Annotated in this window: 26 protein-coding genes and 1 pseudogene; 8 read left to right on the top strand and 19 right to left on the bottom strand. The window is 65.9% G+C overall.

Going from position 1 to position 24,816, the window contains the following annotated elements:
- Positions 1-2: 2 nt before the first annotated feature.
- Together GOQ09_RS12850 and GOQ09_RS12845 are read right to left on the bottom strand one after the other, a co-directional pair.
- Positions 3-644 carry a peroxiredoxin gene (locus GOQ09_RS12850; protein ID WP_157613757.1) on the bottom strand — a complete coding sequence of 214 codons (642 nt, stop codon included), beginning with the start codon at positions 642-644 and terminating at the stop codon, positions 3-5.
- Positions 645-772: 128 nt separating this feature from the next.
- A complete protein-coding gene (locus tag GOQ09_RS12845) occupies positions 773-1,687 on the bottom strand; it encodes a LysR family transcriptional regulator (RefSeq protein WP_157613756.1) in 915 nt (304 codons plus the stop codon).
- Positions 1,688-1,818: 131 nt separating this feature from the next.
- Between GOQ09_RS12845 and GOQ09_RS12840 the strand changes: the two genes are divergently transcribed.
- Positions 1,819-2,466: an FMN-dependent NADH-azoreductase gene (locus GOQ09_RS12840; RefSeq protein ID WP_157613755.1), complete on the top strand. Its 648-nt coding sequence runs from the start codon at positions 1,819-1,821 to the stop codon at positions 2,464-2,466.
- A 75-nt stretch (positions 2,467-2,541) separates the two neighbouring features.
- On the opposite strand, the gene GOQ09_RS12835 is transcribed toward GOQ09_RS12840, so the two are convergent.
- Positions 2,542-3,099, bottom strand: coding sequence for an NADPH-dependent FMN reductase (locus GOQ09_RS12835; RefSeq protein WP_157613754.1), 558 nt, complete (start codon positions 3,097-3,099; stop codon positions 2,542-2,544).
- A gap of 176 nt (positions 3,100-3,275) precedes the next feature.
- Here GOQ09_RS12835 and panE point away from each other — a divergent pair, with 176 nt between their 5' ends.
- Together panE and GOQ09_RS12825 are read left to right on the top strand one after the other, a co-directional pair.
- On the top strand, positions 3,276-4,208 hold the full coding sequence (gene panE / locus GOQ09_RS12830) for a 2-dehydropantoate 2-reductase (protein ID WP_157613753.1): 933 nt from the start codon (positions 3,276-3,278) through the stop codon (positions 4,206-4,208).
- A gap of 13 nt (positions 4,209-4,221) precedes the next feature.
- Positions 4,222-4,944: an Asp/Glu/hydantoin racemase gene (locus tag GOQ09_RS12825; protein ID WP_157613752.1), complete on the top strand. Its 723-nt coding sequence runs from the start codon at positions 4,222-4,224 to the stop codon at positions 4,942-4,944.
- Here GOQ09_RS12825 and GOQ09_RS12820 read toward each other — a convergent pair.
- The 13 genes from GOQ09_RS12820 to GOQ09_RS12770 form a co-directional block, all read right to left on the bottom strand.
- On the bottom strand, positions 4,931-6,298 hold the full coding sequence (locus tag GOQ09_RS12820; protein WP_157613751.1) for an NAD(P)/FAD-dependent oxidoreductase: 1,368 nt from the start codon (positions 6,296-6,298) through the stop codon (positions 4,931-4,933). The two genes, GOQ09_RS12825 and GOQ09_RS12820, sit on opposite strands and share 14 nt — an antisense overlap.
- A 71-nt stretch (positions 6,299-6,369) precedes the next feature.
- The gene (epsC, locus tag GOQ09_RS12815; protein WP_157613750.1) at positions 6,370-7,284 is read right to left on the bottom strand and encodes a serine O-acetyltransferase EpsC; all 915 of its coding nucleotides are present in this window, start codon (positions 7,282-7,284) and stop codon (positions 6,370-6,372) included.
- 138 nt (positions 7,285-7,422) lie between these two features.
- The gene (locus GOQ09_RS12810; protein WP_007829250.1) at positions 7,423-7,638 is read right to left on the bottom strand and encodes a TOBE domain-containing protein; all 216 of its coding nucleotides are present in this window, start codon (positions 7,636-7,638) and stop codon (positions 7,423-7,425) included.
- A 65-nt stretch (positions 7,639-7,703) separates the two neighbouring features.
- Positions 7,704-8,993: an O-acetylhomoserine aminocarboxypropyltransferase/cysteine synthase family protein gene (locus GOQ09_RS12805; protein WP_157613749.1), complete on the bottom strand. Its 1,290-nt coding sequence runs from the start codon at positions 8,991-8,993 to the stop codon at positions 7,704-7,706.
- Between the two features lie 34 nt (positions 8,994-9,027).
- Positions 9,028-9,858, bottom strand: a complete 831-nt coding sequence (locus tag GOQ09_RS12800) for an ATP-binding cassette domain-containing protein (RefSeq protein WP_157613748.1) — start codon at positions 9,856-9,858, stop codon at positions 9,028-9,030.
- The gene (locus tag GOQ09_RS12795; protein ID WP_157613747.1) at positions 9,855-10,841 is read right to left on the bottom strand and encodes an aliphatic sulfonate ABC transporter substrate-binding protein; all 987 of its coding nucleotides are present in this window, start codon (positions 10,839-10,841) and stop codon (positions 9,855-9,857) included. The genes GOQ09_RS12800 and GOQ09_RS12795 overlap by 4 nt, the downstream gene beginning before the upstream one ends.
- A gap of 11 nt (positions 10,842-10,852) precedes the next feature.
- Positions 10,853-11,701, bottom strand: a complete 849-nt coding sequence (gene ssuC, locus GOQ09_RS12790) for an aliphatic sulfonate ABC transporter permease SsuC (protein WP_157613746.1) — start codon at positions 11,699-11,701, stop codon at positions 10,853-10,855.
- 8 nt (positions 11,702-11,709) lie between these two features.
- On the bottom strand, positions 11,710-12,879 hold the full coding sequence (ssuD, locus tag GOQ09_RS12785) for an FMNH2-dependent alkanesulfonate monooxygenase (protein WP_157613745.1): 1,170 nt from the start codon (positions 12,877-12,879) through the stop codon (positions 11,710-11,712).
- Between the two features lie 28 nt (positions 12,880-12,907).
- The gene (locus tag GOQ09_RS26120) at positions 12,908-13,066 is read right to left on the bottom strand and encodes a hypothetical protein (protein WP_165442083.1); all 159 of its coding nucleotides are present in this window, start codon (positions 13,064-13,066) and stop codon (positions 12,908-12,910) included.
- The gene (locus tag GOQ09_RS12780; RefSeq protein ID WP_157613744.1) at positions 13,063-14,019 is read right to left on the bottom strand and encodes a sulfonate ABC transporter substrate-binding protein; all 957 of its coding nucleotides are present in this window, start codon (positions 14,017-14,019) and stop codon (positions 13,063-13,065) included. The genes GOQ09_RS26120 and GOQ09_RS12780 overlap by 4 nt, the downstream gene beginning before the upstream one ends.
- Before the next feature lie 37 nt (positions 14,020-14,056).
- Complete coding sequence (locus GOQ09_RS26510) at positions 14,057-14,191, bottom strand: hypothetical protein (RefSeq protein WP_278189368.1); 135 nt, start codon at positions 14,189-14,191, stop codon at positions 14,057-14,059.
- A 103-nt stretch (positions 14,192-14,294) separates the two neighbouring features.
- On the bottom strand, positions 14,295-14,879 hold the full coding sequence (gene ssuE, locus GOQ09_RS12775) for an NADPH-dependent FMN reductase (protein WP_157613743.1): 585 nt from the start codon (positions 14,877-14,879) through the stop codon (positions 14,295-14,297).
- Positions 14,880-14,899: 20 nt separating this feature from the next.
- Positions 14,900-15,925, bottom strand: a complete 1,026-nt coding sequence (locus tag GOQ09_RS12770) for a sulfate ABC transporter substrate-binding protein (RefSeq protein WP_157613742.1) — start codon at positions 15,923-15,925, stop codon at positions 14,900-14,902.
- Between the two features lie 137 nt (positions 15,926-16,062).
- On the opposite strand from GOQ09_RS12770, the gene GOQ09_RS12765 reads away from it, so the two are divergent.
- Entirely contained in the window at positions 16,063-16,335 is a 273-nt protein-coding gene (locus tag GOQ09_RS12765; protein ID WP_012748083.1) for an oxidative damage protection protein, read from the top strand.
- A gap of 7 nt (positions 16,336-16,342) precedes the next feature.
- Positions 16,343-18,184: an FAD-dependent 5-carboxymethylaminomethyl-2-thiouridine(34) oxidoreductase MnmC gene (mnmC, locus tag GOQ09_RS12760; RefSeq protein WP_157613741.1), complete on the top strand. Its 1,842-nt coding sequence runs from the start codon at positions 16,343-16,345 to the stop codon at positions 18,182-18,184.
- Between the two features lie 5 nt (positions 18,185-18,189).
- Here the strand turns inward: mnmC and GOQ09_RS12755 are convergent, their stop codons facing one another.
- The gene (locus tag GOQ09_RS12755) at positions 18,190-18,525 is read right to left on the bottom strand and encodes an antibiotic biosynthesis monooxygenase family protein (RefSeq protein ID WP_157613740.1); all 336 of its coding nucleotides are present in this window, start codon (positions 18,523-18,525) and stop codon (positions 18,190-18,192) included.
- A gap of 113 nt (positions 18,526-18,638) precedes the next feature.
- On the opposite strand from GOQ09_RS12755, the gene GOQ09_RS12750 reads away from it, so the two are divergent.
- Positions 18,639-19,538, top strand: a complete 900-nt coding sequence (locus tag GOQ09_RS12750) for a transglutaminase-like domain-containing protein (protein WP_242631102.1) — start codon at positions 18,639-18,641, stop codon at positions 19,536-19,538.
- 17 nt (positions 19,539-19,555) lie between these two features.
- Here the strand turns inward: GOQ09_RS12750 and GOQ09_RS12745 are convergent, their stop codons facing one another.
- Positions 19,556-21,097 carry an ATP-dependent Clp protease proteolytic subunit gene (locus GOQ09_RS12745; protein WP_157613739.1) on the bottom strand — a complete coding sequence of 514 codons (1,542 nt, stop codon included), beginning with the start codon at positions 21,095-21,097 and terminating at the stop codon, positions 19,556-19,558.
- A gap of 276 nt (positions 21,098-21,373) precedes the next feature.
- Here GOQ09_RS12745 and GOQ09_RS12740 point away from each other — a divergent pair.
- Both GOQ09_RS12740 and msrA read left to right on the top strand, forming a co-directional pair.
- Positions 21,374-22,881 (top strand): annotated as a pseudogene (locus tag GOQ09_RS12740) (alpha/beta hydrolase family protein).
- 162 nt (positions 22,882-23,043) lie between these two features.
- Positions 23,044-23,748 carry a peptide-methionine (S)-S-oxide reductase MsrA gene (msrA, locus tag GOQ09_RS12735; RefSeq protein WP_157613738.1) on the top strand — a complete coding sequence of 235 codons (705 nt, stop codon included), beginning with the start codon at positions 23,044-23,046 and terminating at the stop codon, positions 23,746-23,748.
- A gap of 2 nt (positions 23,749-23,750) precedes the next feature.
- Here the strand turns inward: msrA and GOQ09_RS12730 are convergent, their stop codons facing one another.
- Complete coding sequence (locus GOQ09_RS12730) at positions 23,751-24,782, bottom strand: class I fructose-bisphosphate aldolase (protein WP_157613737.1); 1,032 nt, start codon at positions 24,780-24,782, stop codon at positions 23,751-23,753.
- Between the last annotated feature and the right edge of the window lie 34 nt (positions 24,783-24,816).

Raw genomic sequence — 24,816 nt, 5'->3', positions numbered from 1 at the left:
GCTTACTTGTTGGGCTGCGGCGTGATGCGCAGGTAAGGCTTCACGGCCTTGAAGCCCTTGGGAAAGCGCTCCGCCAGTTCGGCCGGGTCCTGGATGCTCGGGACGATCACCACGTCGTCGCCGTCCTTCCAGTTCACGGGCGTCGCCACCTTGTGGCTGTCGGTGAGCTGCAGCGAATCGATCACGCGCAAGATTTCGTCGAAATTGCGGCCGGTGGAGGCCGGGTACGTGATGGTCGCGCGAATCACCTTCTTCGGATCGATGATGAACACGCTGCGCACCGTGGCCGTGGCCGATGCGTTGGGGTGAATCAGGTCGTACAGGTCGGCCACCTTGCGGTCGTGGTCGGCCACGATCGGGAAGTTCACCGTGGTGTTCTGCGTTTCGTTGATGTCGCCGATCCATTCCTTGTGCTTGGTGGCCGGGTCGACGCTCAATGCAATTGGCTTCACGCCGCGCTTGGCAAATTCGCCCGACAGCGCCGCGGTCTTGCCGAGCTCGGTGGTGCAAACGGGCGTGAAATCGGCCGGGTGCGAGAAGAACACGACCCACGAATCGCCGGCCCACTGATAGAAGTCGAGGGGGCCTTCGCTGGAGTCCTGGGTGAAATTGGGGGCTGTGTCGCCGAGTCGCAGGGTCGCCATGGTCGCTCCTTGGATGGGATGGGACCTGGGATTGTGCGAAGGGTCGCTTCAATGCCAAACGAATATCTACTTGTTTGGTTATGGCGTTTTTCGCATAACGACCGCTCGGCGCGGTCATCTGGCAGACGCTAGTACATGCCGGTTTCACTGCCGTGCAGGTGCTCGGCCAGGAAGTCGATCAACCGCCGCACCGCCGGCACCAGTGCCCGTCGCGCCGGAAAGACCATGTGCGCAATGACGGCTGGAGGCCCCCACTCGGGCAGCACTCTCGCCAGGCGGCCCGCTTCCACGTCGTCACGGCACATGTAGCCGGGCAGCAAGGTCGCACCAGCGCCCTCGAGCACGGCAAGCTGCAGTGTCGCGAGATCGTCCGCCACATAGCGGGGTGTATGAACGTGCGTATAAATCTCGCCGTTCGGGCCCTCGAGCCGCCATTCGCTGCGCCCCTCGCCGCTGGCTGACATGGACGCGGTCTGGAGCCGCACAAGGTCGGCTGGCGTTTTCACCGGGCCCTGGCGCTTCAGCAAGTCCGGCCTCATCACCAGCACCGCGCGGCTCGTTCCCAGCACCTTGGCCACCAAAGTGGTGCTGTCCTCGATGGCCGGCCGCACGCGCAAGGCGATGTCGATGCCTTCCTCGATCAGGTCGACCGGCCTGTTCATCACCCGCAGGTCGACCCGCACGCCGGGGTAGCGCTCCATGAACTGCGGCAGCAACCGGCCCAACCCGCTGTGCGCGATTGAAATGGGGCAGCTCAGGCGCACCGTGCCGCTCGGCTCCGTCTGCACCTGCGCCACAGCCTCCGCCGCCGCCTGCGCTGCGTCGCGCATGGCCGCCGAGTGCCTCAGGTAGATCTCGCCCGCCGGGGTGAGCGAAAGCCGCCGCGTGCTGCGCTGCATCAGTTGCACGCCCAGCCGCTCCTCGAGATCGGCCACGCGGCGCGACAGCCGTGACTTGGGAACACCCAGCGCGCGGCTTGCCGCGGCAAAGCCGCCCCGCTCCGCCACTTCAGCAAAGAAAACCATGTCGTTGAGGTCTTGCATGACCCCGATTGTCCTGCAAATAGAACGATGTAGGCAAATTTCGCCTACTTATCTCGGACTCGCATCAAAAATAGAATTCTCGCATCGTCGGCCACTTTTGAGCGTCGACCACCACACGAAAGCGATTCACCATGAAACTGCTCCACGTCGATTCCAGCATCCTGAGTACCAATTCGACCTCCCGCCTCCTTACGGCCGAGATCGTGGCCGCATGGAAAGCCGCGCATCCGGACACCACCGTCGAATACCTCGACCTCGCGGTGAACACTCCGCCGCATTTCAGCGCCGATGCGCTGGGCATCAAGACGGGCGTGCAGGCCCAGCCGACCGAAGCCCAGCAGCGCGAAAACGAGCTCTCCGAAAAGCTCGTGAGCCAGTTCCTCGCCTCCGACGTCATCGTGGTCGGCGCGCCGCTGTACAACTTCTCGATTCCGACCCAGCTCAAGGCCTGGATCGATCGCCTCGCCCAGATCGGCCGCACCTTCAAATACACCGACAAGGGCCCCGTGGGCCTGGCCGGCGGCAAGACGGTGATCGTGGCGTCCAGCCGCGGCGGCATCTACTCGACCACCGAAGGCGGCCGGGCCATGGAACACCAGGAGAGCTACCTGAAGGCGATCCTCGGCTTCTTCGGCGTCACCGACGTGCGCTTCGTGCGCGCCGAAGGCCTGGCCATGGGCGATGCACCCAAGGCCGCCGCGCTGGCTGCCGCACGCGCCGACATCCTCACGGCAACGGCCGAAGCCGCCAACCAGAAGGACGTGGCACAAGCCGCCTGAGCCTGGTTCGCGTCAAAACAAAAGCCGCTCCCAGGAGCGGCTTTTTTCATTCCTGCCCGATCACTGGTCGGTGCATCAGACAGCCGAGTGGGTCTTGATCCAGGCGACGTATTTGTCCATCCACCCCTGCAGGAACTTCTTCGTGCCCTCGTTGCCGATGTGGCCCTTGTCGTCGAACAGGCCGTCCTTGAACTGCAGGAATATCTCGGGCGAGCCCATCGTCGGAACGTCCAGGTAAGCCAGCACGTTGCGCAAATGCTGCTGCGCCAGCGCAGTGCCGGTCGCCCCCACGGAGATACCCACCACCGCTGCGGGCTTGCCGCCCCAGGCACTCTGCCCATAGGGCCGCGACGCGTGGTCGATGGCGTTCTTCAGCACGCCGGAAAAAGAGCGGTTGTATTCGGGCGTTACGAACAACAAACCTTGCGCCGCCGCAATCTCGGTCTTCAGCCGCTTCACCGAAGCCGCCGGGTTGCCGTCGTCGTCCTGGTTGTACAGGGGCAGATCGTCGATGCGCAAATGCTCGAAGGTGAAATCCGAGGGCGCAAGGTGCGCCAGCGCAAGGGCCAGCTTGTGGTTGTACGAATCCTTGCGAAGGCTGCCGACGATCACGGCAATTCGGGTCTGGCTCATGTATGAAGCTCCTTGATGAGTGAAGGGAATCCAGATGGCAAAAACCATTATGCGAAGCCCCCAAGACCTTTTCCAGAAAAGCTCTTCCCCCGCGCCCGCCTTTTCGGCGCCCCAAGCAGGCGCTTTGAATCGAAGGCATCATCGTCCCGGTCCTTTCGACCCAGGAGCAATGCACGATGAGATTCTTGATGGTGGGTGCCGGCGCACTCGGCGGTTATTTTGGCGGCCGTTTGCTGGAGGCGGGACGCGACGTCACCTTTCTGCTGCGGCCCCGGCGCGCGGCGCAAATCGAGAAGACGGGTCTGGTGGTCCAGAGCCCATTCGGCAACCTGCAATTGCCCTCACCGCCCCACGTGCTGGCTGAAGACATCAAGGCACCATTCGACGTGATCGTGGTCGGCAGCAAGGCCTACGACCTCGACTCGACCATGGAATCGTTCGCAGCGGCCGTCGGGCCGAACACGGTCATTCTTCCCCTGCTCAACGGCATGAACCACATCGAGCGCCTGGTCGCGCGGTTCGGCGACGAGCGCGTGCTGGGCGGCCTCTGCATGATCTCGGCCACGCTGGACGACGAAGGCCGCGTGCTGCATCTCAACGACATGCACGGCCTGAGCTACGGCGAGCGCGCCGGCGGGCGTTCGGCCCGCGTCGATGCCATCGCAGCCCAGTTCGCGGGCGCGAAGTTCGACGCCACCGCAAGCGAAACCATCTCGCAGGACATGTGGGAAAAATGGGTTTTCATTGCCTCGGCGGCCGGCCTCACGAGCCTGATGCGCGCATCCATCGGCGACATCGCAAGCGCTGGCGGCCAGGACGTGGCGCTTGCGATCTTCGATGAATGCTGCGCCATTGCCGCGCACAACGGCTTCGCGCCGCGCCCGGCAGCCATCGAACGAGGCCGCGCCATCATGACGGCACCGGGCTCGCCGATGACCGCATCGATGTACAAGGACATCGTGCGCGGCGCGCCGGTCGAGGCCGACCACATTGTGGGAGACCTGCTGGGCCGCGCACCGGCAGGCCGCTCGGCGACGCCTTCGGTGCTGCGCATCGCCTACATTCACCTGAAGGCCTACGAGGCGCAGCGCGCCCGCCAAGCCACCTGACGAGGGTTCTCCGATGACCGACGCCATCGCTTTCCTCCACACCTCACAGCTTCATGTGCCGACCTTCGAGCGCCTCACCCGCGAGATTGCGCCCGAACTCGAGGTGCGCCACCTGGTAAGGGAAGAACTGCTGCAGGAAGCCCGCGCCTGCGGCATCGACAACCCCAAGCTGGCTGCCCGCGTGCACGACGCGATGCGCGAGGCCGCATCCGACGGCGCCGCCGTGGTTGCATGCACCTGCTCCACCATTGGCGGCATTGCGGAAAAAACCGCGACGGGCGGCGCCTTCACCGCCCAGCGCATCGACCGCGCCATGGCCGAGCGCGCGGTGCGCGCCGGTCCGCGCGTGTTGATTGCAGCCGCGCTCGAAAGCACGCTGGAGCCCACCACGGCGCTGATTCTTTCGACCGCGGCGCAGGCCGGCGCGGGCGTCAAGCCGAGCGTGCTTTGGATCGAGGAGGCCTGGCCCTACTTCGAGGCCGGCGACACCGCCCGCTACATCGGGACGCTGGCCAAGGCCATTCGCACCGCCGCTGTCGCCGCCGACGCGGTGGTTCTGGCGCAGGCGTCCATGGCGCCGGTTGCGCATGAACTGGCAGACCTGGGCATCGAGGTGCTCGCGAGTCCCGCCCCGGGCGTTGCGCATGCGGTGGCAACGCTGCGCGCCTCGCGCACGGCATGGGCCGCGCAGGCGGCCGCTCTCGGCAGCCCCGCTGCTTCCGCTACTCCGATTTGAGAATCGTCTCGCCCTTCAGCGCGCCCATGTCGCGAATGTTGAAGCGGTGCCGCTTCCATCCCTCCCACGTGCGGCGCATGTGGCTGATCGAGATGAAGTAGTAGAGAAACTTGAACATGCCGAGTGCCCGCCAGATCGGCGTGCCGCGATAGATGTCGCCGGCCAGCAGCGACATCAACCCTTCCTTCACGCGGAACGGATTGCCCGGGTGCATGAACATGTCGCGGATGGTCGGGTTGGTCACGCGGTAGATGAACCACGAATACTCGCGCGGGCCCTTGCGCATCATGGCTTCGAAGTCCCTGCGCGCGGGCGCCAGTTCGGCCGGCTTGTCGAGTGCCGTGGCCACCAGATCGGCGCCGTCGAATGCGCTGTGCATGGCCAGGTACACGCCGGACGAGAACATCGGGTCGATGAAGGTGAACGCATCACCCAGCATCAGGTAGCGGTCGCCCGTGGCATGGGTGCTCGAGTACGAAAAGTTTCCGGTGGCATGCACCGCGTCGTCCACCAGCGTGGCGTTCTTCAGCCGGTCCACCAGCACCGGGCAAAGCGCGATGGTGTCGTAGAAAAAGTCCTTCAGCGGCTTGTCGCGCGTCTTCAGGTAGTAAGGCCAGCACACCGCGCCCACGCTGGTGGTGCCGTCCGCCAGCGGAATGAACCAGAACCAGCCGTGCGGAAACCAGCAGATGCTGATGTTGCCTTCCTTCTTGCCCTCGAGCCTTTCGGCATTGGTGAAGTGGCCGAACAATGCCGTGCTGTTGTGGTCGGGGTTCTTTTCCTTGCAGCGGAATTTGTTGGCCAGCAGCGTGTCGCGGCCCGTGGCATCGACCACGAAGCGCGCGCGCCAGCTGCGCTTGGCGCCGTCGTCCATTTCGGCCTGAACCGTGGCGCCGTCGGCATCGAACGCCACGTCGCGCACCTTGCAGCCTTCGAGCGTTTGCGCGCCGCGTGTGGCGGCATTGCGAAACAGCAGCTCGTCGAGTTCCGAGCGGCGCACCTGCCAGGCGGAGTCGAGCGACTTGTCCCAGCCTTCGGCAAAGTCGACATAGCTTCGGTGTTCGTGGTCGGGCGAGACAAACTCGATGCCGAACTTGGGCATGCCGATCTTCTCGACCTGGTCACGCACGCCGAGCTTGTCGAAAAGCTCCACGTTGGCCGGCAGCAGCGATTCGCCGATGTGAAAGCGCGGGTGATGCGCCTTTTCGAGCAGAACCACCTTGCGGCCCTGTTGGGCGAGCAGCGCTGAAATGGTCGAACCCGCAGGTCCGCCGCCGATCACGAGTACATCGCAGGATTCGTCGGCCGTCCGCGGCATGGAAGATGCGGAAGAAGTAGCTTGGGGCGAGGACATGCGGGGCAAGCACCATTGTTAACAACCGTGAAGCATAGCGCGGCTGGCGGCGTTTGCCCCCCGTGGCGCCGCTACGGGGCGCCGGTCTTCGGCGCGTTCTGCAGGCTGGCCTGCGTCACGCTCGCGCCGGCGGGCACGTCGTCGGTAATCCACACGTTGCCGCCGATGACCGCGCCCTTGCCCAGCGTGACCCGCCCGAGGATGGTGGCGCCAGCGTAGATCACCACGTCGTCTTCCACCACCGGGTGCCGCGGCAGGCCCTTTTGCAGGTTGCCCTCGGCATCGGTCGGAAAGCGCTTGGCGCCCAGCGTCACGGCCTGGTAGAGCCGCACGCGCTTGCCGATGACCGCCGTTTCACCGATGACGACACCCGTGCCGTGGTCCATGAAAAAGCCCGCGTCGATCTTGGCGCCAGGGTGGATGTCGATGCCCGTTTGCGCATGCGCCAACTCGGCCACGATGCGCGCCAGGAGCGGCAGGTCGAGTTCGTAAAGCCGGTGCGCGAGCCGGTGGTGAATCATTGCCAGCACGCCTGGGTAGCACAGCAGTACTTCGTCCACGCTGCGCGCCGCCGGGTCGCCTTGGTAGGCCGCGAGCACGTCGCTGTCGAGCAGGCGGCGCAATCCCGGCAGCGCGTTCGCAAACTGGCGGACGGCATTGGTGGCGATCTGGTCGATCTCGCTCGCGGGGCGCGGATCGTGGCGGGCATTGAAATTCAGCTCCAGGCGTGCCTGCACCAGCAGCGCGTGCAAGGCGGTGTTCAGCGTGTGGCCGACGTAGAAGTCCTCGCTCTCATGGCGCAGCTCCGGCGGCCCGAGCCGCATGGGAAACAGCGCCCCCTTGAGCGACTCAACGATCTGCGCAAGTGCATCGCGCGACGGAAATTCGCGCGCACCGGGCTCGCGCGAGCGGCGCTGCGAGTCGCGCCATTCGTTGCGCGCACCGTGCAGCGCCCGAACGATGTCGCTCACATCAAAATTGACCATGTTGCTTTCTCCGGGACATGTGTAGCCACACTGTAGAAGTCCCCGGCGCTTGTGCCAAGAACTGAAAACCCGGTGACGCGGCAACTCAAAAAAGCCCGGCGCCAAAGCGGCGCCGGGTGTCGCAAGCCTGAGGGTCCGTCAGAGCTTTGCGATCGAAACCTCCGTGGACTTGACGAGAGCGACCACGTCGGAGCCCACCTTGAGCTGAAGCTCGTCGACGGAGCGCGTGGTGATGACCGAGGTCACGATGCCCCAGGCGGTTTCGACATCGACTTCGGAGACGACGTCGCCGCGGATGATCTCGCGGACCTTGCCCTTGAACTGGTTGCGTACGTTGATGGCTTGAATGGACATGGTGTTGCTTTCTCTTTCAGGTTGAACGAACGATTCGGAGGGGTGAATAAATAAAGACGATGCGTTCAGGCGGCTGCGGCGGCAAGCGCCTGGTCGAGATCGGCCAGCAGGTCTTCGATGTGCTCGATGCCCACCGACAGGCGCACGGTGTCCTCGGTGACACCGGCCCGCGCAAGCTCTTCCGGCGAGAGTTGCCGGTGCGTGGTCGAGGCCGGGTGCGTCGCCAGCGAGCGCACGTCGCCAATGTTCACCAGCCGCGTGAAGAGCTTCAGCGCGTCGAGAAACTTCGCCCCGCCCTCACGGCCGCTTCCAATGCCGAAGGTCAGCACGCCGCTCGACTTGCCGCCGAAGTATTTCTTCGCCAATGCGTGATCGGGGTGGTCTTCCAGCGCCGCATAGTTGACCCAGTTGACCGCCTTGTGCGTCTTGAGGTGCTGCGCCACCGCAAGCGCGTTGCTGCTGATGCGGTCCATGCGCAGCGCCAGCGTTTCGATGCCCTGCAGGATCAAGAAGGCATTGAACGGCGAAATGGCCGCGCCTGTGTTGCGCAGCGGCACCACGCGCGCGCGGCCAATATAGGCCGCCGGGCCCAGCGCTTCGGTGTAGACCACGCCGTGATAGCTCACGTCGGGCTCGTTCAGGCGCCTGAAGCGTTCCTTGTGCTGCGCCCAGGGGAACTTGCCCGAATCGACGATGGCGCCGCCAATGCTCGTGCCGTGTCCGCCCAGGTACTTGGTGAGCGAATGCACCACGATGTCGGCGCCATGCTCGATGGGCCGGCTCAGGTACGGCGAAGGCACGGTGTTGTCCACGATCAGCGGCACTCCGTGGCGGTGCGCAATGTCGGCAATGGCCGCAATGTCGGTCACGTTGCCGGCCGGGTTGCCGAGCGACTCGACGAACACCGCCTTTGTCTTTTCGTCGAACAGTTTCTCGAAGCTCGTCGGATCGCGGTGGTCCGCAAAGCGCGTGGTAATGCCGAACTGCGGCAGCGTGTGCGCAAACAGGTTGTAGGTGCCGCCATACAGCGCGGTGCTGCTGACGATGTTATCGCCCGCCTCGGCGATGGTCTGGATCGCATAGGTCACCGCCGCCTGGCCCGAGGCCAGCGCGAGCGCCGCAATGCCGCCTTCGAGCGCGGCCAAGCGCTGTTCGAGCACGTCTTGCGTCGGGTTGTTGATGCGGGTGTAGATGTTGCCCGGCACCTTCAGGTCGAACAGGTCCGCGCCGTGCTGGGCGCTGTCGAACGCATAGGCCACCGTTTGATAGATGGGCGGCGCCACGGCGCGCGTGGTCGGCTCGGGCGAATAGCCGGCGTGCACCGACAGGGTTTCGAATTTCCAGTTCTGCGACATGCAGTTGCCTTTCTGCTTTTGTGAGTTGGCGGGTTCAGACTGCCCAGCGCAGCGTGTGCGCCGGGGGCTGCAGCCAGGCGGCATCCGTTTCCGCGGTTTCTGCGTCTCCGGCCTTCTGCAGCACGCGGTCGAGAATGCGTTTCTCGATGGCGGCAAAGGCGGGGTCTCCTTGCGAGCGCGGCCGGGCGAGCGCAATGTTCTCGTCGAGTGCAATGCGGCCGTCCTCGATCAGGATCACGCGGTCGGCAAGCGCCACGGCCTCTTGCACGTCGTGCGTCACCAGCAGCGCAGTGAAGCGGTGGCGCTGCCACAGGTTCTCGATGAGCCGGTGCATCTCGATGCGCGTGAGCGCGTCGAGCGCGCCCAGCGGCTCGTCGAGCAGCAGCAGCCGCGGGTGGTGCACCAGCGCCCGTGCCAGCGACACGCGCTGCCGCTGGCCGCCCGAGAGGCGTGCCGGCCATTCGTTCTCACGGTCGGCCAGGCCCACTTGCGCAAGCACCTGCTTGCCGCGCACATTGGCGTCGCCGGGCAAGCCCAGCGTCACGTTGTCGAGCACGCGGCGCCAGGGCAATAGGCGGGCCTCCTGGAACATGATGCGGGTGTCGTCGTGCAGGCCGTCGATGGCCTTTCCGTCCGTATAGAGCCCGCCAGACGTGGCTTCTTCAAGCCCGGCGATCAGCCGCAGCAGCGTGCTCTTGCCGCAGCCGCTGCGCCCCACGATGGCGATGAATTGCCCCGGCTCGATGGTGAGCTGCGTGTTGCGCAGCACCTCGCGTTCGCCGTAGCGCTTGTGCAGGCCGCGCGCCTCGAGGCGCACGCCGCCCGCGATGGCAGTTGGTTGGATGTCTTTCAGAACGGCGCTCATGATTTAAGACTCGGTTGGAACAGCGCCACGTCAAGCGCATTGATTTTTCTGGGCAGCAGCTTTTCCGCGAAGAAGGCATCGGCGATGCGCTGCTGTTCGGCGAGTGCTTCGGCCAGCACCGGGCGTACCGCGTAGCTGCGGCGAGCGTTGGCCTGCTCGATCGTCGCGGCGTCCAGCCCCCACACGGGCGACAGCAGGGCCGCCGCTTCCTTCGGGTTCTGCTTGACCCACTTGCCGGTTTTTTCAAGCTCGGCATACACCACACGCAGCACGTCGGGGCGTGCCTTCGCGAACTTGGTGCTTGCAAGGTAGTAGCGCTGGTATGAAGCGATGCCCGTACCATCGGCCAGCACGCGCACCTTGGACTGGCGCTGCGCCGCCGCAAGGAACGGATCCCACACCACCCAGGCGTCGATGGCGCCGCGCTCGAAAGCGGCCCGGCCGTCGGCCGGCGTCAGGTAGGCGGGATCGATGTCCCTGAAGGACAAGCCGGCCTTCTCGAGCGCCGCAATCAGCAGGTAGTGCGCGCCGGCCGCCTTGGCGAAGCCGATCTTCTTTCCCTTCAGGTCGGCCACCGATTTGAGCGGCGAATCTTCGCGCACCAGAATGGCCTGTGCCGCGGGCGAAGGCGCCTCTTGCGCGACGAAGGTCAGGTCGGCGCCTGCTGCCTGCGCAAACACCGGCACGGTGTCGGCCACGTCGGCGCTGATGTCCAGGTTGTCGAGGTTCAGTGCCTCGAGCAGCGGCAAGCCGCTGGTGAACTCATGCCAGCTCAGCGTGGCGTTGAGCGGCGCGAGCTGCCTTTCGAGCGTGCCTTGCACCTTCAGCAGCGCGATCAGCGTCGAGGACTTCTGGTAACCGAGTCGGACCGTCACAGGCCGTGCGGCCGTGCCCTGGGCGAGCGCCGCGCCAGCGCCTAGCGCCCCCAAGCCGGCCAACCCCGCAACCACGGTGCGGCGAGAAATTGTTGAATTCGTGTTCATCCGCCCTGCCCTCATTTCGGCTTCTTCTGGTAGCCCGGGTGCCAGCGCAGCCACCACTGCTCCAGCCCGCGTGCGAACAGGTCGGCCAGCTTGCCGAGCAGCGCATACAGCAGGATGCCCACCAGCACGATGTCGGTCTGCAGGAACTCGCGGGCGTTCATCGTGAGATAGCCGATGCCGGCTTGCGCCGAAATGGTTTCCGCCACGATCAAGATCACCCACATCAGCCCCAGCGAAAAGCGCAGGCCGACCAGAATGGACGACAGCGCGCCCGGCAAGATGACCTCTCGGTACAGCTGCCAGCGCGAGAGGCCATAGGTGCGCCCCATCTCGATCAGCTGCGGATCCACATTGCGGATCCCGTGAAAGGTGTTGAGGTAGATCGGAAAGAACACCGACACCGAGATGAGGAACAGCTTGGCCGACTCGTCGATGCCAAACCACAGAATGACGAGCGGGATGAGTGCCAGCGCGGGAATGTTGCGCACCATCTGAATCGTCGAATCGAGCAGCGTCTCGAAGAACTTCACCGAGCCCGTCAAGAGGCCTAGAACCAGCCCCGCTCCACCGCCAATGGCCAAGCCCGCGAGCGCACGCCCCGCGCTCACCTTGACGTGCGTCCAGAGTTCGCCCGAAACCGCCAGGCTCCAGGCTGCCTTGACCACGTCCACCGGGGCCGGCAGCACCCGGGTGGAAAGCCAGCCCAGCGATGAAGCGATCTGCCAGAAGACGATGAGCCCCACCGGCACGAGCCACGGCACCAGCCGGCCCGCAACGTTGGCGCCGAAGGCCTTGAGCGCTCCGGGGGCGCTTTCTCGAGAAGGCGCGAGCGCCGGCAGTTCCTGCACTTGTTCGGTCATGACGGTCCTTAGCTTTGGGAGGCGAGGCGCGAAGGCGCATCGAGATTGGCGACGACTTCGCCGAAGGGCCCGGTCAGCGAGCCGCCCGCGAGCCGCGTTTGTGCCCTGCGCGAGAGCAGCGGAAACACCAGTTCCGCAAAGCGGTAGGCCTCTTCGAGATGCGGGTAGCCCGAGAGAATGAATTTGTCGAGGCCGAGCGCCGCGTATTCCTCGATGCGGGCCGCCACTGTCTTGGGGTCGCCCACCAGCGCGGTGCCAGCGCCGCCGCGCACCAGGCCCACCCCGGCCCACAGGTTGGGCGCAATTTCCAGGTCGGCACGCGAGCGCTTGGCCCCGCCCGCATGCAGCGCGGCCATGCGGCGCTGGCCTTCGGAATCCATGCGCGCAAAGGCGGCCTGGGCGCGAATCACGGTGTCGTCATCGACACGGCTGATCAGCTCGTCGGCGGCCTTCCAGGCGGCTTGCTCGGTCTCGCGCACGATCACGTGCAGCCGAATACCGAACTCGACCTTGCGGCCCTTGCGTGCGGCGCGGTTGCGCACGTCGGCAATCTTCTTGGCCACCTCGGCGGGCGGCTCGCCCCATGTGAGATAGGCATCGACCTGCTCGGCTGCAAGATCGTGCGCTGCCGCCGACGAGCCGCCGAACCACACCGGCGGATAAGGCTTCTGCACCGGAGGAAACAGCAGCTTCGCGCCCTTCACGCTCAGGTGCTGCCCTTCGTAGTCGAAAGACTGGCCGCCGTGGCTACGCGCAAGAATCTCGCGCCAGATGCGGATGAACTCGGCCGACTGCTCGTAGCGCGCTGCATGGTCGAGGTAGACGCCGTCGCCCTCGAGCTCGGCCCGGTCGCCGCCAGTGACCAGGTTCACCAGCAGGCGACCGCCCGACAGGCGGTCGAAGGTCGCCGCCATGCGCGCGGCCAGGCTCGGCTGGTGCAGCCCGGGCCTCACCGCGACCAGGAACTTGAGCTTCTTTGTCGCGCCGATCAGGCTGGACGCAATCACCCAGGGGTCTTCGCAAGAGCGGCCCGTGGGAATCAGCACGCCTTCATAGCCGAGGTTGTCGGCGGCGCCGGCAATTTGCTGCAGGTAGGCCAGGTCGACCTGGCGCGCGCCTTCGGTCGTACCGAGATAGCGGCTGTCGCCGTGGGTGGGGAGAAACCAGAATATCTGCATGTCTTCTTTCCGTCGGTTGGGCTTGGCGTCAGATGGCGAAGAAAAAGCCGCGCACGCTGGGCGGCGCGAACCGCAAGCGCGGCAAGGCGGCACGCGAACGTCCGGCTTGCGGCTCGCGGATGCCCCAGGCGCGCTTTGTTGTGTCGAGCACGCACGCGGCGCGGCTGCGCAAGGTTTCGCGCGTCACGCAATTCCCGCCGGAGCGGCCTCGAGCACGTTGATGCGCCGCGGAATCAGCTTCAGGTCGAAAAAGGTGTCGGCGATCTTCTGCTGCTCGGCAAGAATCGCCTTGGTGATGGGGCCGGTGCCGTAGGCCGCGCGTGCCACCGTCAGGTCGGCCACCGGTTTCGGCAGGCCCCAGAGGGCGGCCAGCTCGGCGGCAAGATCGCTCTTGTTGGCGGTGCCCCAGGCGTCGATCTTGCCGATTTCCTCGGTCACGATGGCCAGCACGTCGGCGTTCTTTGCCGCGTAGTCGAGCGACGAAAAGTAGTACGAGCGGTTGCCCACCACGCCGGTCGCGTCGGCCAGCACGCGCGCCTCGAGCGACTTTTCGGCGGCGGCAAGAAACGGGTCCCAAATCACCCATGCGTCGACCGAGCCCTTCTCGAATGCGGCGCGCGCATCGGCCGGCGGCAGGTAGACAAGGTTCAGGTCGCTGTACGCAAGGCCGTGTTTCTCGGCCAGCTTGACGATGAAGTAGTGAACGTTCGAACCCTTGTTGAGCGCGATCTTCTTTCCTCTCAGGTCGGCCACCGTCTTGATGGCCGAGCCTTTGGGCACCAGCACCGCTTCCGACTGGGGGCGTTGCAGCGTCGCGGCTACGTAAGCCAGCGGCGCGCCCGCGGCCTGCGCAAAGATGGGCGGCGCCTCGCCCACGTCTCCGAAGTCGATGGAGCCGACATTCAGCGCTTCGAGCTGCACCGGGCCGGCGGTGAACTCGGTCCACTTGAGCGACACGCCAAGCGGCGCGAGCCGCTTCTCGAGCGTGCCACGGCCCTTGAGAATGCTGAGCAGGCCTTTCTGCTTGCCGATGCGAAGCTGGCGCGCCGGCGCCTGGGCCAGCGCGCTGAACGAAGGCAGCGCTATCGCGGCGGCGGTGCCCTGCAGCAGGCGGCGGCGTGGGATGGAAATCGAAGTCATGAGGTTGTTCTTTCGTATGCGGAGGAGCAAACCCTGCTCAGGCCGAGATGAAGCCGACGATGAGCGCAACGGCCGTGACCACGACCGTGCTGATGGCGAGGTCTCGCAGCGCATGCCAGATGGAACGAGGCGGCGAGTCGAGCGCGGAGTCTTCTGTGGCAACGGGGTTCACGTGTGGGTTCCTTTTTGGCAAAGCTGTCCCCTCGCCGCTTACGGGCGAAAAAAAGGGGACGGAGATGGGGCCGGCTGAAGGCGCGGGGTCGACGGGGAACCCGTCAGACGCTACATCGCACCCGGGAAAACGGCACCGGCTCGAAGCCGTGCGTTGCAGGCAGCTTCAGGCCTTCAGTCGCCAATAGTTCGACGGCCTCGTTGAGCCGCTCAGCCAAGTCGCTGTGCACCTGGTAGGCGTTCTCGGGTGTCAGCGTGATCTGCGAATCGGTGGCGTAGACACCCGGAAGAATGTGCCGTGCCGAAAGCGCATGCAGCACGGGCCGCAAGGCGTAGTCGAGCGCGAGCATGTGATGCGGGCTGCCGCCGGTCGCCAGCGGCAGCACCGTCTTGCCCTTGAGCGCGTTCTGCGCCAGCAGGTCGAGAAAGACCTTCAGCACGCCGCTGTAAGCCGCCTTGTAGACCGGCGTGGCCACGACCACCACCCGCGCCTGCGCCACCTGCGCAATGGCGCGCTCGATGGCCGGATGATTCCAGTCGGCCAGCAGCAGCGCCTCTGCCGGCAGGTCGCGGACTGCGAGCCGCTCGACGCGCGCATTGCGGCCGGCGAGCCGTTCGCCCACGGCCTCGAGCAAGGCGGTGGAACGCGACGGTGCCGAAGGGCTGCCAGCAATCAAAAGAACGGACACGAGAGGCTTTCTTTGTTGTCTTACTTGTAGATCTGGTCGAACGAGCCGCCGTCGGCAAAGTGCGCCTTGTCCGCGTTGGCCCAGCCGCCGAACGCCTCGTCGATGGTCACCAGCGTGAGCTTGGGAAACTGCTTGTCGTACTTGGCCTTGGCCTTTTCCGAGGTCGGGCGGTAGAAGTTGCGGCCCGCAATGTCCTGGCCCTCGTCGGAGTACAGGTACTTGAGGTATTCCTCCGCCACGGCACGCGTGCCCTTCTTGTCGACCACCTTGTCGACGACCGCCACCGTGGGCTCGGCCAGGATGGAGACCGAAGGCACCACGATCTCGAACTTGTCGGTGCCGAATTCCTTCAGCGCCAGGAAGGCCTCGTTCTCCCAGGCCAGCAGCACGTCGCCCACGCCGCGCTGCACGAAGGTGATGGTCGAGCCGCGCGCGCCGGTGTCGAGCACGGGCACGTTCTTGAACAGGCTGCCGATGAATTCCTTGGCCTTGGCGTCGCTGCCGTACTTGCGCTTGGCAAATTCCCACGCGGCCAGGTAGTTCCAGCGGGCGCCGCCGGAGGTCTTGGGGTTGGGCGTGATCACCTGGACGCCCGGCTTCACCAGGTCGTTCCAGTCCTTCAGGCCCTTGGGGTTGCCCTTTTTCACCAGGAACACAATGGTCGAGGTGTACGGCGCCGAGTTCTGCGGCAGGCGCTTCTGCCAGCCTTCCTTGACGACCCCGCCATGCTTGACCAGTGCGTCGATGTCGCCGCCGAGCGCCAGCGTGGCCACGTCGGCGTCGATGCCGTCGATGATCGAGCGCGCCTGCTTGCCCGAGCCGCCGTGCGACTGCTTGATGGTCACGTCCTGGCCGGTCTTGGCCTTCCAGTATTTGGCGAAGGCGCGGTTGTAGTCGACATACAGCTCGCGCGTCGGGTCGTACGACACGTTGAGCAGCGTCACCGGGCCTGCGCCCTGCGCAAACGACGGCAATGCTGTCAGGGCCATGGCACCGGCCACGCCGGCCCCCAGGGAAAGCTTGATAAAGTCGCGGCGAAGGCTCATGGTGTCTTACTCAAAAAGGCATATCGATGAAGCTACGTATTCTGAATACGACATATGGAAACTGGAACGACCGAGTTCTCAGTTCTAAATAGCAAAATCAACTAAGCAACCGCTTTCCCCACCAGAGGCAATCAAAAATGGCACGCATGGTTCAGTGCATCAAGCTCGGCAAAGAGGCCGAAGGGCTCGACTTCCCGCCCTATCCCGGGGAACTGGGCAAGCGCCTGTGGGAGAACGTCAGCAAGGAAGCCTGGGCCGCCTGGCTCAAGCAGCAGACGATGCTGGTCAATGAAAACCGGCTGAATCTGGCCGATCTGCGGGCCCGCCAATACCTGGCCCGCCAGATGGAAAAGCACTTCTTCGGCGAAGGCGCCGACGTCGCCCAGGGCTACGTTCCCCCGTCCAACTAAAGCCGCCTTGGCCGCCAAGCCCGTCGCCTGGCGCGCCGATGGCGTGCCGTACAGCGAGCGCTTCGGCGACATCTATCACCCCGAAACCGGAGCGCCGGCGCAGGCTCGCCACGTGTTTCTGGGCGGCTGCGGCTTGCCCGAGGCGTGGTCGGAGCGCCCGAAATGGCTGGTTCTCGAAACCGGCTTCGGGCTGGGCCTCAACTTTCTGACAACCTGGCAGGCGTGGCGGGCGGATGCGAACCGGCCGCGCCTGCTGCACTTCGTCTCGATCGAGGCGCATCCGGTCGGGCCTGAAGACCTGCTGTGCGCCGCCGGCGCCTACCCTGAACTGGTGCCGTTGGCCGAGGAACTGGCCGCGCAGTGGCACGGGCTGCTGCCGGGCTTTCACCGGCTGGCCTTTGAAGCCGGCCGGGTACTGCTCACACTGTGCATCGGCGACGTGCAACCCATGCTGCGCGCGCAGCGCTTCGACGCCGACAGCATCTTTCTCGACGGCTTCAGCCCCGAGCGGAACCCCGCGATGTGGTCGCCGGACACGCTCAAGGCCGTGTCGCGCTTTGCCCGCCAGGGCACCGGCATTGCCGCCCGGACCGATGCCCGGGCTGTGCACGATGCGCTCTCGCAGAATGGTTTCCAGCTCGAAAGACGGCCGGGCCTGCCCCCCGGACGCGACGGGCTCATCGGCGTGTTCGCCCCCGCCTGGACGGTGCGCCGCCGCGGCCCCGCGCCCGAGCATGTCGAAACGCCGGGCCGCTGCGCAATCATCGGTGCCGGACTGGCCGGCGCGGCCGTTGCCGCCAGCTTGGCACGGCGCGGTTGGAAAGTCACCGTGCTCGATGCAGCCGACCGCCCCGCCGCCGGCGCTTCCGGCCTGCCGGTCGGCGTGCTTGCGCCGCATGTCTCGCCCGACGATGCCCTGCTCTCGCGGCTCACGCGTGCGGGCATCCGCGCCACATGGCTGGAGTTGGAGCGCCTTCTGGAAGAAGGCCACGACTGGCGCGCCGCCGGCGTGCTGGAGCGCCGGCCCGAAGGCGACACGCGCGTGCCTACCGGGTGGAACGAGAGCGGCCCGAACGAATCGTGGCCCGCCAGCGCTGCGCAACTGGCGAATGCCGGCTTGCCCGTTGACGCCCCCGCGCTCTGGCATGCCCGCGCGGGATGGGTTCGCCCATCGAGGCTGATCGAAGCCTGGCTGCGCGAGCCGGGCATCGAGTTTCGCGGCAACGCGCCGGTCGCACGCCTGTCACGCAGCGCGGCTGGTTGGCAGCTCTCGGATGCGGCCGACCGGCTGCTGGCCGAAGTAGATCGCGTGGTCGTCGCCGCGGGCTACGAATCGGGCCGCTTTGCACCCGCACTTCCGCTTCAGCCGGTGCGCGGCCAAGTCGCGTGGGGTCGGATGGCGGACGACGTCGCATTGCCCACCACGCCGGTCAATGGCGACGGTCACCTGATTGCCCATGTGCCCGAAGATGAAGGCGCCCTGCTCTGGCTTTGCGGCGCCACCTTCGACCGCGACAGCACCAACCTGGCGCCCCGGCCACACGATGCCCGGGCAAACCGGGAACGCCTGGAGCGCCTGCACCCCGGTGCCGCGGCAACGCTGACACCGGCTTTCGAAAGCGGCGACGCCCAACACTGGGTGGGTATCCGTTGCGCCTCGGGCGACCGCCGCCCGCTGGTCGGGCCGTTGGGCGAGGCCGGCCTCTGGGCCTGCACCGCGCTGGGTTCGCGCGGCCTCACGTTCGCTGCGCTGTGCGCCGAACTGCTGGCCGCGCAATGGCACGGCGAGCCGCTGCCGCTGCCCGCCAACCTGGCCAAGGCCCTTGGCACCGAAAGAGCCGCGCCCTAAGCGCCCTAAGCGCCAGAGGCGTCGGCCGACGCCAGCATGTGGTCGATCTTGCTGTCGCCGTAGACGCGCACCACTTCGGAAATGACGACCTTGTAGCCGTCGAGCCAGTTTGCCTGCGCCGCCTTCGCCTGCTGGTGCACAGGGTGCTGGATGAGCGCCTGCAGCGCTTCGAGCGATTCCCAGTAGTAGACGTTCGACACCAGCCCGTTGCCCGCGTTTTCCCAGGTTTCTTCACCCAGGTAGCCAGGCAGCGACTTCGCGGCGGCCGCAATGGTCTGGTCGAGACGATGGAATTCGTCGTCGAACTGCTTCTTGGCGAAGATGAAGGTAGCGGAATACATGGAGCGTCGATGCGTGTGGTGAAGGCCGGGCGGGCGCCGATTCTGCGGCATAGGACCGAGGCAGCCAAACGGAAAGCCCCCGCTGGCCCTGCCGACACGTGAGAATGCACCGCATGGCCATTCAGTACGACATCACGCACACCACCGTCTACCGCTACAAGAAACCGGTGACCTTCGGGCTGCACCGCGTCATGTTCCGCCCCCGCGACAGCCACGACCTGCGGGTGCTGGCCACCGACCTCCAGGTGAGCCCGCAATCGTTCACCCGGCTCATCCAGGATCCGCATTCCAACTCGGTTGCGCTGGTGCAGCCCATGGGCGAGGCCACCGAGCTGCGCATCGTGTGTTCCTTCACCATCGAGCATGTGCCGGCGCAGCAAGACCAGCTCGCGCTGGACCCGGCCGCCGAATTCCTTCCCTTTGCCTATTCGGTGCAGGAGCGCCTCGACCTGGAGCACTACCTGCGCCCGCACCACGACGACGATGCGAACGGAACGCTGATCCGCTGGGCCCATCAGTTCCTGCATACCGACAAGCCCAACAGCACCCGCGAAGTCCTCACGCGCATGAACGCGCACATCGGCCAGAGCCTCGAATACAAGGCACGCGACGAAGAAGGCACGCAAACGCCGCTCCAGACGCTGGCACTCGGCAGCGGCAGCTGCCGCGACTACGCACTGCTGATGATGGAAGCCACGCGCCGCCTGGGCATTGCCACGCGTTTCGTCTCGGGCTACATCTACGACGCCGCGCTCGACCGCGTAGCCCAGTCGCCCGGCGAATCGATGACCGGCGCCGGCACCACGCACGCATGGTTGCAGGCCTACCTGCCGGGCGTCGGCTGGCTCGCGTTCGACCCGACCAACAACCTCATGGGCAGCGGCCAGCTGATCCGTGTCGGCGTCACGCGCGATCCGGCGCAGGCCGCGCCTATCTCGGGCAGCTGGTATGGCGACGCCGAGGCCTACGACGGGCTGGAGGCCACAGTGGTGGTCACGCGCCGCAAGGAGTGACGCGCGAAGGACAGCCCCTATCCGCCATGCGCCGGCGATGCTCCGGCGAGCGCTGGACGCTGGTACATCGAACGCAGAACGACCCGGCGGCTGGCCACCGGAAGCTTCGCCACCGCGCCGAAGAAGTTGCGGGCCGCCTCGCATTGGGCGTCGGGCTCGTGGCCATGAGCCCGCAACTTCTGGACGATCTGCACCTGCACCGCAGGCACCGTCGCCAAGACCGGCGCCAGCGCACGGCGCAGGACCTCGGGCGACGGCGGCCGAACATCCTGGCGAGGCTCGGCCTGCAGCATCGCGCGGATCAGAAGGTCTTCGCGCTTCTCGAGTGCCTCGGGCAGGCTGGCGGGCGCGAGTTCGGCACCAGCGAGATAGTTTGAGCAGTTCTGCGCGCTTGTCGCCCGGACCGCGGCAAGCTGGCTGTTGAACAACATCAGGAACTCGTCGAGCTGCTCGTCATTCGCCGTGCGCAGCAAGCGCGCCGTGAGGCCACTCAAAACCGTACTGCCGCTCTTGACGACGTCGATATCCGGGGCTCCGCGCTGGCTGACCGCCCATGCCCGATCCGCCGCCTTGTCGATGGTTTCGGGAAAGCGCGCCTCGACCGCCAGCCAGAACGGATCGGCAGCGTACATCTCACGCAAGCTGCCCCGCGAGGAACGATCGATACGCCCCACTGTCTCGCCGCCGGTTGCAGTTCGGGTCACCGCGTTCGCGGCGAGAAGTTCCGCATGCGTTGGAAACCACATCGATTGGGCCGACGTCTGGGTGATCTTCTCGATGAATCTTTCGGGCATTCCGGCGGCCTTGTACGCCGCAATGGTCTCCGCCGTGATGGTGGTCTCGTCTCTCACGTTGGACGCGACGAGGCTCGGCCGATGAAACCCGATTCGGGCGTTGCGTGTCGCTGCCCGCTCACGCCCCGCGAGAAACACGAGCGTGCAAGCACTTTCGCATTGGACCTGCACATAAGTGTCGAGCTTGCGATCGCGCACCATCTGTGCAATCGCCGAGCCTTCGAGCATGCGCCCACCTCCTGAACGAAGTTCGAGTCGGCGGACGTCGGACGCGCCGGCCAATGCAACACTCAATGCCTTGGCTGAGCCCTCGCCCATGGGTCCGTCCAATGCCGCCGAGCGTCCGTCAGGCGAGATGCTGATCTTGGCAGCAGGGACCGGGTCATGCCCAACCGCAACCTGAGCCAATTCCCATGCTTGCGGACCCAGCCGCTGTGTCCATTGGCTTCCCCAGAACATGGCGCCGATCAGCACCATGAATTTGGCGACAACCGCCCATCCCGCAGAACCGCCGCGCGACGCATGCTGCCGCGCGGATCGCCAGATGCCAACCGCTCCCCAAATCCAGATCACGGTGCCGAGCACCGTGAGTGAGAGGCCGACCGCCGAGGACAGTCGCAGGTTGTGGGCGTTGCGAAGCGTCTCCTTCGCCAGCGAACTCAGCAACGTGGCGCCACCGGCGCCTAACACCGTTGCATTCAGCCAATAGGAAATGCCGAGCGACATCTCGCCCCGCCAATGGCGCATCAGATAGTTGTTACGCATGCCGCCTCCCGCGTGCTGTTTCTTGTATGCCTATATGGCCGGTCAATTATCTCGGCGTCGCTGCATCTCGCCCAGTTGTTTAAGAGGCGAACGCGCACCCGGTCGTGTCGCGTACGAGATAGCAGCTACGGGAAAGCCCGGGCCGATGCGCCCGGCAACGCCCCTACGCTGCGCCGCCGGTCCAGCGAAATAGCACGGTCGTTCTCTACGGCCTGGCGATGCAGCGCTGCGCCGGGCTTCTTCTTCCCAACACCACAAGAACGGAGAGAGACATCCATGCATTCCGCGCGCCTCACATTTCTTGCCCTTGCAGCCAGCCTTGCCGTCGCGTCCTGCGGCGGCGGTGGCGGTGGGGGCGGCTTCGCGTTCACCCCGCTCCCGCCCGCTCCGGCCCCCGCGCCCCCCCTCCTCCTCCACCGCCCCCGCCGCCGCCCGAAGAGACGCGCCTGCAGGACAGCCGCAACTCGTTCGCGCCCGCCGATGCTTCAGCCACCACCTTCGCGGCGCTCGCCTCGGACGCCAGCGACGCCGTCGACAACGCCACCACCAGCCGCTGGGCCGGCATGCTCGGCGGCGCGCAGTACCGCGTCGAGGTGCCCGCCAACTGGAACGGCAAGCTCGTGATGTATGCGCATGGCTACGCCGGCGATGTCAACCTGCTGGTCGTGAGCAACCCGTCGATCCGCCGCTACCTCATCCAGAACGGCTACGCCTGGGCTGCATCGAGCTACAGCAAGAATTTCTACGACGTGCGCGCCGGCGTGGAAGACACCAACGCGCTGGCCCTGGAGTTCAACGCCATTGCCAAGGCCAACGGCCGCGAGCTTGCCGCGCCGTCGAAGGTCTACATCACGGGCCATTCGATGGGCGGCCACATCACCGCGGCGGCCATCGAGGACGAGGCTTTTGCCACGGCCAACCACAAGGTCAAATACAACGGCGCAGTGCCGATGTGCGGCGTGGTCGGCGACACGGAGCTGTTCGACTACTTTGCAGGCGCGCAGATCGCCGCCCAGGCTCTTGCCGGGCTGCCCAAGTACCCGACCGTCAACTGGCTGGACATCAGGACGCAGGTCACGGGCACGCTCTACACGGCGTTTCCGGGCACGCCCACGGCCACTGGCCTGAAGTTCGGATCGGTGGTGAAGAACCTCACGGGCGGCGAGCGGCCGATGTTCGATCTCGGGTTCACGCAGGGCGGCTCGTTCGCGGCGGTCTGGGGCGTGTTCGGCAGCGACGGCACAGTCAACGGCATCCTGAACAAGAGCACGCTCGACACCAACCGCTTCACCTACACCATCGACGGCGACGTGCCGGGAACGACCGCGCTGAACGCATCGGTGCTCAAGCTCACCGCGGCGCCCGACGCCAACCGGCTGCGCACCGATGGCTTGCGCTGGATTCCCAAGGCAAACGGCGAATTCAAGATCCCGGTGGTCTCGCTGCACACGCTGGGCGACCTGTACGTGCCCTTCAGCATGCAGCAGATCTACCACCAGCGCGTCGCGGCCAAGGGCAACAGCGACTGGCTGGTACAGCGCGCCGTGCGCGGCATCTCCCATTGCGACTTCACGATCGCCGAGCAGGCAGAAGCCTTCGACGCCATGATCAAGTGGGAGCGCGACGGCGTGAAGCCGGCGGGTGACGACGTGGTCACAGCTGCCACGGTGGCAAACCCGGCTTACGGCTGCACTTTCACTCGCCCCCTCGGCGCGGTGGACGAGAGCGCCACCAGCCAGGCGACGCGTCCGGGTGCGGCGGCGGCGCGCCCCTGCCCACCGTAAGAAAGCGCGAAGGTTCTGGCCGGCGTGTAAGCGCCGGTCGACTGCCTGAACCGGCGGGTCGATAAAGGAGGCACGGGTACGCGGCATTGACGCACGCCACGATCGGCGGCAATGTCGCTCCCATCGGCTTGACATCGAAGACTCACTCGCACGGGACGGCACATGAGAACCCTCGCATTCACCGCAGCCGCACTGGCAGCCGCGGCGCTGGCCTGGCCTGCCGGGTCTTCGTTCGCCGCCGAGCCAGCCCGGCGCGTGCCCGCGCCCAAGGTCGACGTCATGGCCTCGCCCACCACCAAATACGAAACCGCCGTGTTCGCCGGCGGTTGCTTCTGGGGTGTGCAGGGCATATTCCAGCGCGTCAAGGGCGTGAACAACGCCGTGTCTGGCTTTGCCGGCGGCGATGCCAAGACGGCGCGCTATGACAATGTGGCCTCGGGCCGCACCGGCCATGCCGAATCGGTGCGCATCACCTACGACCCGCAGCAGGTCAGCTACGGCAAGCTGCTGCAGATCTATTTCTCGGTGGCGCACGATCCGACCGAACTGAACCGGCAAGGGCCCGACACGGGCCCTCAATACCGCTCCACCGTTTTTGCCGAGAACATCGAGCAGGCCCGCGTTGCGAGGGACTACATCGTGCAGCTGAACCAGGCCAAGACCTTCGGCAAGCCGCTGGCGACCACCATCGAAATGTCGAAGCCCTTTTATGCGGCGGAGGCCTATCACCAGGACTTCCTCACGCGCCATCCGCGGCACGGCTACATCGTGATTCACGACATGCCGAAGATCGAGAACCTGAAGAAGCTGTTTCCGGAGAGCTACCGGTCGACGCCCGTGCTGGTGAACCCGGCAAAGGGCAGCTGAACTCAGCCGGGCTTGGGTGCGTCCGCCACCGCGTCGTAGTTGCCGCGACGCGCCGCCTGGTTGCAACGCGCGCGGTGCACAAGCGCCTTCTGCGCTACAGCGACATTGGAGGCGTCACCCTTCCACTCGTCCAGTGCCGGCTGCTGAACGGCGCGGGAATATGAGAACGCCAGCGCCCAGGGCAACCGCGATGCGAACCGCGCGTTCATGGCGTTCAACCGTGCCGAAGCAAGCTCTGCCGACTGGCCGCCCGACAGGAACGCGATGCCCGGCACAGCCGCGGGCACGGTGCGCAGCAGGCAGGTCACCGTGGCGTCGGCCACCTCGTCCACGCTCTCCTGAATCGGACAGGCCTGGCCGGGCAAGACCATGTTGGGCTTCAAGAGCATGCCCTCCAGCAGCACGCCCTGCAAACGCAATTGAACGAAAACCCCACGCAGGGTTTCTTCGGTGATTTCCGCGCAGCCTGCGAGGAAGTGGTCTCCGTCCATCAGCACTTCGGGTTCGACGATGGGAACCAGCCCCGCTTCCTGGCACAGCGCCGCATAGCGGGCCAGCGCATGGGCATTGACCTCGATGCATGCTCGGCTGGGCAAGCCGGGACCGGGTGTGATGACGCCGCGCCACTTGGCAAAGCGCGCCCCCATGCCGGCGTATTCGGCCAGCCGTTCGCGCAGGCCGTCCAGGCCCTCGGTCACAGTCTCTCCCGGGTGGCCCGCCAGGGGCTTCGCCCCCGTGTCGACCTTGATGCCCGGGATGATGCCCGCCGCCTCGAGTGCCGAGACAAAGGTCGCGCCCCCGCTCGTGCGCTGCCGGATGGTTTCGTCGAAAAGAATCGCGCCGCTGATGCTTGCTCCGAGGCCCGGCGCGGTCACGATCAGTTCGCGCCAGCTGCGGCGCGCGTCTTCGGTCTGGGGAATGTTGAGCTTCGCAAAGCGCTTGTGGCAGGTGGCGTTGCTCTCGTCCATGGCAAGCAAGCCCTTGTCGCCGGCAACCAGCGCCTGTGCGGTATCGATCAATGCCTGTGCAGTCATGATGCTGTGGCCCTCGCTTGCGGATGATCGTACG

Source organism: Variovorax paradoxus (genome assembly GCF_009755665.1).
Lineage (GTDB): Bacteria > Pseudomonadota > Gammaproteobacteria > Burkholderiales > Burkholderiaceae_C > Variovorax > Variovorax paradoxus_G.
The sequence above is the reverse complement of the archived record's forward strand: the minus strand, read 5'-3'. Positions and strand labels throughout refer to the sequence as shown.

Bases quoted from the DNA above. Each gene is read 5' to 3' on its own strand.
- GOQ09_RS12850 (WP_157613757.1), bottom strand. From the start codon at position 644: ATGGCGACCCTGCGACTCGGCGACACAGCCCCCAATTTCACCCAGGAC.
- GOQ09_RS12845 (WP_157613756.1), bottom strand. From the start codon at position 1,687: ATGCAAGACCTCAACGACATGGTTTTCTTTGCTGAAGTGGCGGAGCGG.
- GOQ09_RS12840 (WP_157613755.1), top strand. From the start codon at position 1,819: ATGAAACTGCTCCACGTCGATTCCAGCATCCTGAGTACCAATTCGACC.
- GOQ09_RS12835 (WP_157613754.1), bottom strand. From the start codon at position 3,099: ATGAGCCAGACCCGAATTGCCGTGATCGTCGGCAGCCTTCGCAAGGAT.
- panE (WP_157613753.1), top strand. From the start codon at position 3,276: ATGAGATTCTTGATGGTGGGTGCCGGCGCACTCGGCGGTTATTTTGGC.
- GOQ09_RS12825 (WP_157613752.1), top strand. From the start codon at position 4,222: ATGACCGACGCCATCGCTTTCCTCCACACCTCACAGCTTCATGTGCCG.
- GOQ09_RS12820 (WP_157613751.1), bottom strand. From the start codon at position 6,298: ATGTCCTCGCCCCAAGCTACTTCTTCCGCATCTTCCATGCCGCGGACG.
- epsC (WP_157613750.1), bottom strand. From the start codon at position 7,284: ATGGTCAATTTTGATGTGAGCGACATCGTTCGGGCGCTGCACGGTGCG.
- GOQ09_RS12810 (WP_007829250.1), bottom strand. From the start codon at position 7,638: ATGTCCATTCAAGCCATCAACGTACGCAACCAGTTCAAGGGCAAGGTC.
- GOQ09_RS12805 (WP_157613749.1), bottom strand. From the start codon at position 8,993: ATGTCGCAGAACTGGAAATTCGAAACCCTGTCGGTGCACGCCGGCTAT.
- GOQ09_RS12800 (WP_157613748.1), bottom strand. From the start codon at position 9,858: ATGAGCGCCGTTCTGAAAGACATCCAACCAACTGCCATCGCGGGCGGC.
- GOQ09_RS12795 (WP_157613747.1), bottom strand. From the start codon at position 10,841: ATGAACACGAATTCAACAATTTCTCGCCGCACCGTGGTTGCGGGGTTG.
- ssuC (WP_157613746.1), bottom strand. From the start codon at position 11,701: ATGACCGAACAAGTGCAGGAACTGCCGGCGCTCGCGCCTTCTCGAGAA.
- ssuD (WP_157613745.1), bottom strand. From the start codon at position 12,879: ATGCAGATATTCTGGTTTCTCCCCACCCACGGCGACAGCCGCTATCTC.
- GOQ09_RS12780 (WP_157613744.1), bottom strand. From the start codon at position 14,019: ATGACTTCGATTTCCATCCCACGCCGCCGCCTGCTGCAGGGCACCGCC.
- GOQ09_RS12770 (WP_157613742.1), bottom strand. From the start codon at position 15,925: ATGAGCCTTCGCCGCGACTTTATCAAGCTTTCCCTGGGGGCCGGCGTG.
- GOQ09_RS12765 (WP_012748083.1), top strand. From the start codon at position 16,063: ATGGCACGCATGGTTCAGTGCATCAAGCTCGGCAAAGAGGCCGAAGGG.
- GOQ09_RS12755 (WP_157613740.1), bottom strand. From the start codon at position 18,525: ATGTATTCCGCTACCTTCATCTTCGCCAAGAAGCAGTTCGACGACGAA.
- GOQ09_RS12750 (WP_242631102.1), top strand. From the start codon at position 18,639: ATGGCCATTCAGTACGACATCACGCACACCACCGTCTACCGCTACAAG.
- GOQ09_RS12745 (WP_157613739.1), bottom strand. From the start codon at position 21,097: ATGCGTAACAACTATCTGATGCGCCATTGGCGGGGCGAGATGTCGCTC.
- msrA (WP_157613738.1), top strand. From the start codon at position 23,044: ATGAGAACCCTCGCATTCACCGCAGCCGCACTGGCAGCCGCGGCGCTG.
- GOQ09_RS12730 (WP_157613737.1), bottom strand. From the start codon at position 24,782: ATGACTGCACAGGCATTGATCGATACCGCACAGGCGCTGGTTGCCGGC.